Genomic DNA, 12,097 nt, shown 5'->3' with positions numbered 1-12,097 from the left:
AAGGCGATGGCGTATGAAACGCTTTGCGGGCTTCGAGAAATTCAGCTTTGCTCCATAAATACCCGAATATCGAAACGACGAAGCCGGGTTCATTCATTTCTGCGCACGGACAAACATGCCTGCTCTTGAAAAACGACGAAAGCGGAAATGGGCAGTCGTAGGGACAACGGATAGTGCCGGTTAAACAACGGCGGCCTTACCCGACTCGATGCGACGATAGTTTCGTTAGAGAATGTGGCAGTCATCGTTCGCCGAGAGAATCGCGGTGGCTACGTTGTCTGTCAGCTATTGGTTCCTGATGGCCGCGATGCGAATTGACCACGACCACAGCACCGAGAGACGTTGGAGTCTTTTGAAAGCTGAGGCCTTGGACCATGTGTTGTCATATGGGCTGTCGGTTGCGGGAGGGGGCAACCAGCTTCAGAAGCGTTCACTATATGTTCGACCAGTGCGCAATGGCGTGGTATCTTCGACTCATGCAGCAGATCGAACCATTCACCGACGAGCGAAACCAATCATGGTGCATTCACTGCACGCGATGGCTGAGCGATGTGAAAACCAACCGCGACCACGTGCCAACCAAGAGCTTGCTGCAGAAACCCTATCCCGAAAACCTCCCGGTCGTCGCCATTTGTGAAGACTGCAACAGTGGATTCTCGAAGGACGAAGAATATCTGCTTGTCTTCTTGTCGGCGGTGTTGAGCGGGAGCACCGACCCCACGCGCCAGTCAAACCCGCACGCAGCCGAGATCCTGCGCCGGAACGAAAAGCTCAAAGCACGGATAGAGCGCGCGAAAACCGCGTACAAGACGATCGGCGGCGAGACCCAGATCATCTGGAAGCCGGAGCCTGACCGTGTCAGGCAGGTCCTCGTCAAGAATGCGCGCGGCCACGCCTATTTCGAGTATGGCGAGCCATTGATGGACGATCCGGCGCGCGTGTGGTTCACGCCGCTACAATGCCTCGCTCCGGAAGAACGTGCCGCATTCGAAATCACCGGCGGCGACGGCGTTTGGCCCGAAGTCGGCAGCCGCATGATGACACGCCTTGCGACCGGGCAAGACCTGGTCGGTTCATGGGTCGAGCTCCAGCCCGGTATCTACAGGTATGCCGTTTTCCAGGAAGGCGGGCTTGTCGTGCGGATTGTGCTGCACGACTACCTTGCCGCGGAAATCGTCTGGGACGCGTGAGAACACGCGCTACGCGTCATCAATCCGTATCCAGCCGAGGGCGCGTTCTATCTCATCAGGATATGCCGTCCGGATGGCCGCAGGCGTTCGCCGCACGTAGATCTCAGCGCTTTCGCGGGCATCGCCCGACAGGCCGCCGAGATAGGCGAGCACCTGCGCGCAACTCGGCGTCACATAGGCGTCGTCAAACTTCGGCTTGAGCGCGGTCCACACGACGCCTTCATAGCCTGCTTGCGTGGCCCAATTACCGATAGCCCTGGCCTGCGGATGGTCTGACTGTGACGATGCCGCCCAATGACCGACCGACCGGGTGATGAATTTGGCTGGAATCCCTTCGCGTTCGGCGAGTGCGCGGCACGCCTCGTCCATAGTTACGACGTTGAGCAAGGCGGAGAACACCTTCACCGCGCACGCATCTGGCGTAATGGCGAGGGTGATGCGGCCGTCGTTCGATTGCCTTGTGAACTCGACCGGAAGCAAAGGACCATCGTGCGACCAGCCCGAACTGACGGGCAGCGTGCGCGGGTCCCAGATCAACGACCCCCAACCAAGGCAGATGATCTTCATGACGCCTTCCCTTGTGCCTTCGCGACCGCCAATCCATGGCCGGCGATTTCAGCGCACGGTTCTTCGGAGCGAAGCCAGCCGGACACGCGATCAACGACGTCAGGCATCGGCAGTGCCGTCTTGCCCTTGAGGGCGCACTCCCACACGGTCAGCACACGCCAGCCAATGTCCCGCAGCGCGGCCGCCTTCTCGGAATCACGACGGCGATTGGCGTCGAACTTTTCGGTCCAGAACGAGCGGCGTGATTTCGGGATGGTGGAGCGGTAGCATCCATGGGCGTGCCAATAGCACCCATGGACGAAGACTGCCGCGCGAAATCGCGGAAAGACCAGGTCGGGGCTTCCCGGCAGCCCGCGGACATGCAGCCTGTAGCGGAGGCCGCTTCCGTGCAGCGCCCGGCGCAGCACCATCTCCGCGCCGGTGTCCTTCTGACCGACACTGGCCATGATCCGTGAGCGTGTCTGACGGTCGACCATGTCCATCTTATACCCTCGTAATGACGCGGGTCGTAACAAGCGCTTCGAGGTGCCTGTGGAGATTGCGCGGTATGGAACCGCCGGAGATCAGAACACCGGCCTCAATGTTCTTCTCCATCGCATGGCCGGTCAGGTTGGCGCTGGAAATGAAGCAGAGCCTTTCGTCTGCTACCGCGACTTTGGCGTGGACCTTACCACCAGCGAAGTTCTCGGGTCGGTCACCCCAGAAATAGATGTGCGCGGTCGGTAGGGCCTTTTCCATCTGGCCGATGCCGTCGATCGATACGCCGCCGCCGTGCTGGTCACTGGACTCCAGCAGCATGGACACCGCGACACCGCGATCGACCGCAGCCGTCAACGCCTCCATGATAGATGTGAGCTTGTAGGCAACGAAACTGGTCAGGAAGAGCTTGCTCTCCGCGCCCTGAATGACCTGCAACAAGGCCTGTTCGGTCTTGCGCGTCGCGACGAGCTCGCTGGACGGACCTGTCCAGACGAGTTCGGCGGCCTGTTCAGTTTTCGCCTTGTGATAGGCATAGCTCGCACCGATCATCATACCGGCGAGCTCGACGGCAGGGATGCCGCTCGGTTTCCAGGCTTCTGTGAGGGCCCTGACCCTTAGCTTACCGCCGGGTGTCAGTGCCCAGCCGGACAGTTCCGCCGCCTGGGCCGGGCCGGACAGAGTCTTGATCTGCCCGGCGAGCTGACGGATGCGCTCAGGGGGCGTGTTGGAAACGAGATCGGTAATGGCACAAAGCAAATCCTGCAATCCGGCACCTCAATCGAAGAACGCCGCACCCGTCTCGTCCAGCGTGGGGACGATCAGCGCGCGATCGACGTAACGGTTGCCGAACTCGCAGGACGTTTCGGAGACGAATGAGCAGGCGTGACAGGCGGCGGCGTGCAGTGAGCGGTCTTTCTCCGGCTCGTGCTCCGAGCATAGTGGATCGGAGGAACAAATCGTCGCCCGGCCGAGCGCCTGTTTGAGAAGACGGCCCAGATTGTCCGGCTTTCCGAGCTCGACCAGACCGCCGAGCGTACCATCGGAGTCGGCCGCCGCGGTATAGATCAATACGCCGGCTTGCTGCGCGTCACCTTCAGTATCGGCGTAGATGCGCTCGCGAATGCTGGCAGCGTTGTAGCCGCATTCGAGCGCCAGCTCCCTGATGAGCAGGTGCGAAAGCGTATGCAGCATGACGTAGCGGATTCCCGGATAGCCCTCGTCCGGGTCGAGTTTGCGCGCATTGCGCCAGCCGCGATGACCGGCAACAAGTTTCTTGTCGCGTGCCTGCACGGCGGGCCGCGCTTCCCAGCATTGCAGCGCCTTTTCATCGAAGCGTATGAAGATGCCTTCGCCATGCACTTGCGTGGCCGGCACCCATTTCGGCGGATCTTTGCAAAGTGCCGCGCGGACAGGCTGTTCATCGGGATTTCCGGACTCTTCGGGCGCCTCGACCCGCGTGAACCCGAGCAAGGCATTCACTTCGCGCAACCGTTCCAGCAGCAGGACACTGTGGAGCTGCTTTTTATACGCGGCAGGGACGGCGGCGGGCTTGCTCAGGAAATGCGGCCAGTCGGTCGGCGGATTGGGATCGGTCAGCACGTCCCATTCCGGCCCTTTAATGTCTGCGCCGCTTACGCCGGCCGCCTTGCCGAATCTTATGGCCTCGATCACGTCCCAAATGGCCTTGGGCGTGTGCTTGTCAATGCCCGGCAAAGCGCCGGTCTTCTTGAGCGTCTTGGCGGTGATCGCGACCTCGGCTTCAGAATCGAGGTCCGCGAAATAGTCCCAGCCGTCCTGGACGAGCTGGGTAATCGGATCGCGCGCGAGCGGTATAGCGAGCGCCGACAGGGTGATCGGAAACCAACTGTTGGTCGCACCGAGTAGCACGGCACGGGCCTGTTCGTGGCAGTCGTGGTCGAACTGGTCCATATGCGGATGGCGGCCGCGGCATTGCGGCAGGTTCTCCTTGCCTGACTTCCCGAATGCGTGCGCCATATTGCGCGACGCGCCACACGTATCGCATTTGACCCACAGGTTTTCGGTCTGGAGCGACGCGCCGCTCTCGAAGAACCGCAGCAGGCCTTTGCATGATGACGGGCCGCTGTGAACGAAATAGTGCCAGGGAAAGTCATCGAGGTGGCCGGCGCGGCAGGCGAGCAGGAAACGGGCCGGGACGGCGTCCGCGTCTTTCGGTGGCTGGTCTCCCTTCGAGCCCCGGCAGTCCTTGTGGACAAAGCGTGTGCGCTCCGGCCGGTAACGGTCTTCCTTGCACTCGAACAGGCCGAGATCATAGGGCGAAAGCAGGCCGCATTTCACGCAGCGCAGCCAGCGCGGGAACGGCCGGACCGGAACGCCGATACTGGCTTCGGCCGACCAGACATTGACGTCTTCGCTAGTCTGGAACGGGGGCACGCGAAGCTTCTCGACCTGCTGTCCGAGCGCCTTTCGGACAGCGGCGAGCAAACGGGCTTCCTCAATCGGCTGGCAGCGGCTTTCTTCCCAGCGGTCGGTCGCCAGCGTGACGACCGACAGGCTGGGAAGGTCAACGAGCGCCCCCGGCCCGTAGGTCCAGAGGATTTGTGAGGGCCGGACCGCGCCGACGGGTGTCTTCTCACTGGTCACGAGTCACCCCCGTCGTCGTCGACTGGCCGTGGCGTCCAGTCAGGTTCCGTGCCGGTGAAACGCCTAGTGTTCATGACGAGTCGAACCCCCGGCTCGACTTCCCGCATCGACATCGGGACGGTGAAATTATCCCACGCCTGAATGCCCGGTTTGCGCAGTAACGCCACCGTCGTGGCCTTGTTCGTGCCCTTGCGTTCGTAGGCGAGCGTGCGCCCACCCTTGTTGGCTTCTGTCGCCCATTCATCGACGCGCTCCTTGATCTCGTCGGATGCGAGCGCCTTCACCCAGCTCTCCTGCGAAATCGACCACGCGCGCGATACCAGTGTATCGGCAGCCCGACCGACATCGGCATCGTCCGTCTTTTCCAATGCTCCTGCGCCGACATTGGGGTTGTAGAGGTCGTTCTCCAGTCGAACGACGCTCAGAAGCGCGCCGGTCAGACCCCTGTCCATCGCTCGTGGCGAGAACGGCGTCACCGACTGCGCTTCGACGTGCTTGTAGAACGTGGCGTGGTAGTGTGCGAACGTCTCGTAGTGGGAAAGGTCGCGAGGCCGCGCCCAAGTGAGAACAGTACAGACGAGGCCGGGGAACGAACGGCCGACGCGGCTGGTAGCCTGAATGTATTCCGCCGTCCCTTTCGGCTGGCCGTTCACGACCATGAGGCCCAGCCGGTTCACATCGACGCCGACCGACAGCATGTTGGTGGCGAGCACCACGTCGATCGACCGCGCATCGCCTTCGTCCCACCTGGTGACGAACTTGCCATCGGCCGGGTCGAACTGTGCCTTGAACTTCACTTCGAGCTGGTCAAGGTATTTCGGGATGTCCCGGCTCGACACCCGTGACGTCAACTCGCGGATATTGCTGACACTGCGTTGCGCAAGGCCAGGCCGGTCGACGAGGCTCATTTGCACGCGGTAGGCGCGGGTCTGCACATCGTCCTCGGCGAGGCGCTTCATGCCGCCGAGCTCACGCAACGAATTGAAGTAGCCGACGGTCGTGAGGTACGGATCGGCGGCCGGCCCGAAGCGGTCGAACAGCGCCTGCGAGGCCGTCAAGAATGCGGTATAGACGCGGATGAGCATTGCCGGGCGGGAGCTGCCCGGAGAGCAGACGCCCATATACCGCCTGCCCGGTATCTGCTCTATCGGGCGCTGGACCGCGAAGAAATTGTCGGCGACATCGAGGCCGTTCGGCGGGAAGACGGCCACCCGCCGCATGAATACATTGTTGACCTGCTCCGGGGCCTTACGGACAGTCGCAGTCGAAGCCACGATCTTCGGCTTGACGATCTTGTCCCCGAGCTTCCAGCCCGAAAGCTCGTCGATCGCTGTCTCGTAGAGGCCGACCATCGTACCAAGTGGACCGCTGATGAGATGGAACTCATCCTGGATGATGAGATCGGGCGGGCGGATCGGTGCGATCGTCTTGGCTTCAGTCTTGGGCTGGCCTTTGCTGGCCGGATGACGGCCGGTGCAATCAGCCTCCGGCCAGAGCAAACCGTGACGCGCGCATTCGCTCGTCGCACGACCGAACAGCGTCCGCGTTTCACCACGCCACGCCATCAGGGCGAACTTATCGACGGTGGCGATCAGCATGGACGGCGGACGGTGATAGATTTCCTCGTCGACCACGACGACGGGCACGCCGGGATGCGATTTCTTGCTCGATTTTCCTTTCGAGAATGCACACCGGCCCTTTTTGTCGCCGCAATAGATCGTCGTACGCTTCAGCAGCGTATCGACTTCGATATCGCGCCGGTCTGAAATTTCGCTGCCGCACCACGGACAACTCGTGAGCTGGGCGGGCGACGTGCCGCCAGCGTCGAACTTGTCGGGATCGCGTATGTCCTTAATCGCCTTGTGGCTGTCCTGCGTCGTCCCTGGCGTCACCTTGTTGCCGACCCACAGGCCGATCGTGAAGGGCGTATGCCCGAGGGACTCGTCGCCGGCGGCGATCGCCTCCTGCCGTAACAGCTCCATCGCGCAAATCAGCGTCGAAGCCCTCTGGAATTGCTGGAGCGTGAGCAGGCGCAGAGTGTAGCGCATGATGACGCCGAGTCCGCGCATACCATCGTAACCGCCCAGACCGCCTTGCAGACGGCGCATGGCCATTGCGAAGGCGGCAACCCCGAGATAGGCTTCTGTCTTTCCGCCGCCCGTTGGAAACCACAGTAGGTCGGCATGGGCGGCAACGGGTTCGGTCCTGTCCTTGTGAGCCGGGTCAGTCAGCGACGGCAGAGACAGTAGGATGAAGGCGAGCTGGAATGGCCGCCATGAGCGGTTCTTACGCACCTCGAAATCAGCGAGTTCGACGTCCTCGCCGCGCCGCCGCGCGAGCGCGTAGATACTGTGAATGCGCTGGCTGGCCATTGCCTTGTTCGCAAAGCGAAACGCGGTCAGCGCCTTGCCGTTCGCGGGGTCGGCCAGAACGTCGATCCCCTCATTGAGACGCTTTGCGATCTCGTCGCAGCGGGCGATCGTCGCGTGGGCCGTGTCGTCATGGCCGAGGACGTCCGCGCCGATGCGTGCCTTCTGCTCGCCAATCCAGGTGACATAATCATCCGCTAGCACCGACAAGGCGCTGACGAGGTCCTTGCGCTCCAGGGCCGCGAGCACCTCCATATCGAGAAAGCCCTTGTCGACCATCTCCTGCATAGCCGGGCGGTCTTCGGGACGCAGGCCGGGCGTCTCGGTGACAGGCACTTCGTGCTGCGGCATGACCACCGTACTGACTTCGGTAGCGCGCTCGGGGTCGCCGGGCGGGAGGACGGCATGGACGGCGATACCATGGCCGACCGCGAACTCGACCTGACGCCGGTAGATCATTTCCAGCGTATCGCGCTCCGGGTCGTCGCCTTGGGTTGATAGCGCCAGCCGCCGCCGGAAGATCGCCTTATCGCCTTCGTCTTTCGGTGCGCGCGCGATCAATTCCGGCTGGAACAGCCATGCACTGTCCTTGTTTTCTTCGGGCTCTTCCTGCGCGTTGACCAGAAAGAGAGTAACGAGCCGGTCGCCGTTGGCGTTCTTGCCGCGCACTGTCCCCTGAATACGCACCGCAGGCTGGCTTGCGTCCGGAGCGCGATGGGCGATCGCGCCGTCGGTTAGGTCGACCGTTATCCGCCCGCCGCACGGTTCGCGCTGCCAGACTTTGACTTTTACCTCCTGCTGTTCGGTATCGACGACGTTGCCGTGCTCGTCCTTGATTTTCCTGTTCACCGTCTTGGTGTGGTCGTGATCGTACGACCGCACATACCGCCCCCAACGCGCCTCGACCTCTATGGTTTTCACGTCACCGTCGACACAGAAGGTGTAGCCGATACTTGAGGGCACAAGTGACTGGTTGCTCGCGGCATCAATCTCATCCGCAGTGTCGGCCTCGGTGTCCACATGGCCGCTGGTCGAGTCGAATTCCGCCCCGGGGTCGTGGCGGCCAGTATGCACATTTAGATCGTCCGGCTCTTCCTCGTCCTCCGCTTCGAGTGGTCCCTCGAGTCCCTCGATTCCGTTGCCAGCATCGCCTTGCTGCCGCGGCGCGATCTTGCCGACTAGGTAGCGGTCGCGCACACCCATATCGACTATCTGCTCGTACGGTCCGTTCGCCGGTCCGAGAAGATCATCGGTGACGGCGAGTTGCAGGAGTTCACGGATATAAGCTTGGTCTTCGATCAGGGGCACGTCCGCGGCGGCCATGCCCGTCACCTTTGGAACGGCCGCCTGAAAATCGTCCCACTGAATGCGAGCCGCCCCGCCGGATGCGGGTAGCGTCAGCCCGGCCGCCGTAAGCGATGCATCCGCCGTGCCGTCGGCGACGCGGTCGAAATAGACCGTCGTGCTCTTGATGTCAGAGCGGATACGCAGGACACGACCGACGCGCGCGACATTGCCGGCATTGTCTGCGACGATGAGACCGTCGCCCTCGGCGATGGTGGTCAGCGTCTTGCCATCGCCCCGCAAGACGGCCGTATATGCAGGCCAGAACGACGAAGCCGCATCGGCTGCTTCCACGATAATCCAAGCGTTCCGCTGTTTGGCCATCGACAACGCCCCCTAAATCCTGTCCACGATCTTTTCGAGCCGGTCCAGTTCCCTGCTCTTCTTGAGGTATCCGGAATACGCCGTTTGAGCGCCAGCGATCAGGGAGTCGTAGTGGACGATCCGGCTGCCGGGCGAGACCGCAGCCATTGAATTCTTGACCCGTTCCGGGTTGTCCTTTTCATCATCAAGCGGCTTGCCGACGACAAAAACAACCTCAATGTTGGGCGCGTTTTCTTCCTGCGCTAGAAGTATCTTGCGCAGCTTGTCGACATAGGTCTGGCCCTGCTCCTGCAATTCGAGAAGCTTCATCTTCCGGCCTGCCTTTTTCAGTTCGACGATGATGTGCTTTCCGGCATTGGTGCGGTAAGCGATATCGACCCGGCCGAGCCTCTCCTTTTCCGTCAGGTCATTGATGATCACGCCCTCGGCGGTGAGGCGTGACTCCATGATCTCGCTGTCCGTGGCGCGCTCCCACGCGGGGTCGAGGAGCCACAGATGGTCGAACAGGTACTGTTGTAGGACCTTTTCTTTGGCGTCCTCGTCGACGATCTCTTGGAAGTCCTTGATCGCATCGAGGCGTGACTTGACGATGTCCCGGTACAGGGACGCTTCGAGGGAGTCGCGATCCGCTAGCACGGTGAGCAACTGATCGACGGTGTGGATACTGGCGACGAATTCCTCAGTAGAGCCGCGTATTCGCATTCGTTCGAACGCGAGAATGCCGTGCCGGTAGAGCAGCTTCCGGTCCTCGTCCTCGTCGACCGGCAGGGCGCTGAGCTTGGCGATCAAGGTTTCCGCGCTCTTGCGAAAACCCTCCGGCAGCGTCTCGAACCATTCGGCTAGGGCCGGCGACGTTTCCTTGGCCTTATCGACCTCGTGCTTGCGCCGCCACTCGGTCCAGCGCTTTTCGACCTGCGTGAGGCGCGAGCGCAGAAACGCCAGAAGCTGGGCATAGCGCGGGTCGTCCTCCTGTACGCGCTGACGATCGCTGGTCGCGATGTCGGGTTCGTCGTCCTCATCAAGGAAATCGGCCTCGATCTGCCCGGTCAGGTACTTGGTGTAGAGCCGGCCGTCATTGACCTTGTCGAGGATATTCTCGTGGAACAATCGCCCGCGCGCGAACACCACGATGCCGTTCAGGTTGCCGGCGTCTTCACTGTCGAGTTGCTTGGGAAGTCGCGCCGTCCCGATCCATCCATCGACGCTCCAATCCGTGTCCCAGCCATCGAACCGGTGGGGGAGTGTCTCCTGTTCGAGCACCTTGGGAATTGAAGACGCCTCCGGCTCGAACTCGCCCATGGTCCAGAGGAACTGCACAATCGGTAGGTCTCCACGGTCATCCGTAGTGATGGGGTAGCCGTCGATCGTGATCGTGAAATCGTGTAACGCACCGATCACGGAAAATCGGCGTGCGAGCCGCTTACGTAAGGCCGCCGCGCCCCGACCGAGCCTTTGGCGTTTGATGTCGCTCAGCACGATTTTTGTGCCTTTGGTGACCGTAACCTCGTCGGCAGGAAGAGGGGCCGGGCGGTAGAACGGTTCCTTGTTTTCGACGGACTCGTGAATACCGTCGACGCTCATCCGCAGGCCATGTGATTGACCGTCTTTGGCCGACTGCACATCAATCAGGTTGGCGATCGAAAACAGGGAGAGTTTGCCGAGGCCCTTGCGGCCCATGACCTGGCGACCTTTGGCGGTCGTCCTACCGCATGTGTCGTCTTCCTCCCGCCGCCGGTAGCCGACACGCAGGTATTTCTCGTTCATGTCGGCGATGGTCATGCCGATGCCGTCATCGACGATCTCGATCCATTGTGCATCCGGGTCGATCGTAATCTCGACGGTCTGCGCGTCCGCGTCCCAGGCGTTGGCGACGGCCTCGGTCAGAACGGCGGCGATGTTGCTGTAGAGGTTGATGCCGAGATGGTCGAGCACGTTGAGGTCGACCGTCATACGGTAGGTATCAGCGGCGGTCGCGCTCTCATCCAGTGCCAGCGATGTTTGCTCTTGTGTGGTGTCCGTCATAGACCGCCTCCCAGCGCTGTGAATAGGTCATCAAGCGCATCAGTATTGGAAGCCTTTACGGATTTGACGCGCCTGCTGGCGTTGCCGGACTTGCTCTCTGCCTCGTGCCGTTCCTTGTTGAGGAGCGCCAGCCGGGCGAGGACCTTCTGGCGCGCGTCCTCGCTCATGGTGTAGCGCGTGTTCTTGCCTGCCGGCAGGTAGCCGACTTGATGGAACCCGATATCCAAATCGATATCATCGATTTCATAGGCCGCCAGTACAGCGTCATCGATTTCTTTTTGGAATTCCCGGCAGGCGACGATCGCCGGGTCGTTGCAATCGGGCGCGTGCAAATCGTTGTAGAACTTCGTCATGCCCTTGCCGTTCGCGACCATATAGTCGCGCCGCGCATCGAAGAACTTTTCACCGAGCGCTGTCAGCTCCGGGTCCTCATCCGAAAGAACGCCGTCAGGAAACGGGAAGGTCTCGAAAATATCGCCGTGGGTATAACGCAAGTCTTGCTTCATCTTTGAGCTGTATTGCCACGCCCAAACGGTGTGCAAATTCGAAGACAGGCAAGCGAACATTGCATAGCTCTCGCTTGCTACGACGCAGGTCGAATCTGCATACACGTAAGTATTTGGAACGAGCGTAAAGCAGGGATACTTTGTTGCGGCGCGGGCAAAGACAATGACGCGATCTAATTTTTTTTCACCTTGTTTCCAGCCATTCGGATGAGAGTCAAATAGCTGACCGCGGCCAATAGCATGGTACAGGGCAGGTCGTTTTTCCGCATATTGCCACCAGCGCTGCGGCAACGGCTTCCTGAGCTTAAATTCACCGTCTTCCTTCTTCCTCTGGCGCTCCGGTTTGACATCCTTCTCGATCTTGTCGAATGCGGCTTGGAACCTTCTTGCTTTGTTCTCATCCCAATCAAAGAAGTTTATAACGGAACGGCCCGGGCGATGATCGGGGCTCTGATTGATCTCTCTCCCAATCAAATAAGGATACAAAATAGTTGAGTTTTGAGCGTCATTTTCCAGCTCTCTCTCGACAAATTCATCATCGACCAAAAAGCCATCGCCAAGGATAATGTTGCCCTGAAACGCGAGGCTAGGTCATGTTGACAAATGGCGAAGCCAGAGCCTGATGCAGGCGATGTCGATGAAGCCGAGGAAACTGTCTGCGGTTTTGTCGTAG

At 60.8% G+C, this 12,097-nt stretch carries 8 protein-coding genes and 1 pseudogene; 1 reads left to right on the top strand and 8 read right to left on the bottom strand.

Translation table 11 applies throughout. The features are described 5' to 3' along the window. The first annotated feature begins 476 nt into the window (after positions 1 to 476). Positions 477 to 1,190 carry a hypothetical protein gene (locus I9P22_RS20355; RefSeq protein WP_199261575.1) on the top strand — a complete coding sequence of 238 codons (714 nt, stop codon included), beginning with the start codon at positions 477 to 479 and terminating at the stop codon, positions 1,188 to 1,190. 9 nt (positions 1,191 to 1,199) lie between these two features. Here the strand turns inward: I9P22_RS20355 and I9P22_RS20350 are convergent, their stop codons facing one another. The 8 genes and pseudogenes from I9P22_RS20350 to I9P22_RS20315 all read right to left on the bottom strand — a co-directional run. Further along, positions 1,200 to 1,757, bottom strand: coding sequence for a hypothetical protein (locus tag I9P22_RS20350; RefSeq protein ID WP_199261574.1), 558 nt, complete (start codon positions 1,755 to 1,757; stop codon positions 1,200 to 1,202). Continuing rightward, positions 1,754 to 2,239 carry a very short patch repair endonuclease gene (locus I9P22_RS20345; protein WP_199261573.1) on the bottom strand — a complete coding sequence of 162 codons (486 nt, stop codon included), beginning with the start codon at positions 2,237 to 2,239 and terminating at the stop codon, positions 1,754 to 1,756. Before I9P22_RS20345 ends, I9P22_RS20350 begins: the two co-directional genes overlap by 4 nt. Before the next feature lies 1 nt (position 2,240). Beyond that, positions 2,241 to 3,002 carry a DISARM system phospholipase D-like protein DrmC gene (drmC, locus tag I9P22_RS20340; RefSeq protein WP_199261572.1) on the bottom strand — a complete coding sequence of 254 codons (762 nt, stop codon included), beginning with the start codon at positions 3,000 to 3,002 and terminating at the stop codon, positions 2,241 to 2,243. 9 nt (positions 3,003 to 3,011) lie between these two features. Continuing rightward, positions 3,012 to 4,859, bottom strand: coding sequence for a DrmB family protein (gene drmB, locus I9P22_RS20335; RefSeq protein ID WP_199261570.1), 1,848 nt, complete (start codon positions 4,857 to 4,859; stop codon positions 3,012 to 3,014). Beyond that, positions 4,856 to 8,896, bottom strand: a complete 4,041-nt coding sequence (gene drmA / locus I9P22_RS20330) for a DISARM system helicase DrmA (RefSeq protein ID WP_199261568.1) — start codon at positions 8,894 to 8,896, stop codon at positions 4,856 to 4,858. The genes drmB and drmA overlap by 4 nt, the downstream gene beginning before the upstream one ends. A gap of 12 nt (positions 8,897 to 8,908) precedes the next feature. Continuing rightward, positions 8,909 to 10,918, bottom strand: a complete 2,010-nt coding sequence (locus I9P22_RS20325; protein ID WP_199261566.1) for a BbrUII/HgiDII family restriction enzyme — start codon at positions 10,916 to 10,918, stop codon at positions 8,909 to 8,911. Beyond that, positions 10,915 to 11,970: a type IIL restriction-modification enzyme MmeI gene (locus I9P22_RS20320; protein ID WP_199261564.1), complete on the bottom strand. Its 1,056-nt coding sequence runs from the start codon at positions 11,968 to 11,970 to the stop codon at positions 10,915 to 10,917. Before I9P22_RS20320 ends, I9P22_RS20325 begins: the two co-directional genes overlap by 4 nt. Positions 11,971 to 12,015: 45 nt before the next feature. After that, a pseudogene (locus tag I9P22_RS20315) lies at positions 12,016 to 12,097 on the bottom strand (IS5/IS1182 family transposase); the annotation flags it as partial.

Source organism: Paracoccus binzhouensis (assembly GCF_016446475.1).
In the GTDB taxonomy this organism is placed as follows: Bacteria; Pseudomonadota; Alphaproteobacteria; order Rhodobacterales; family Rhodobacteraceae; genus Paracoccus; species Paracoccus binzhouensis.
Note: the sequence above shows the minus strand (reverse complement) of the source record. Positions and strands in the feature narration are given on the sequence as shown.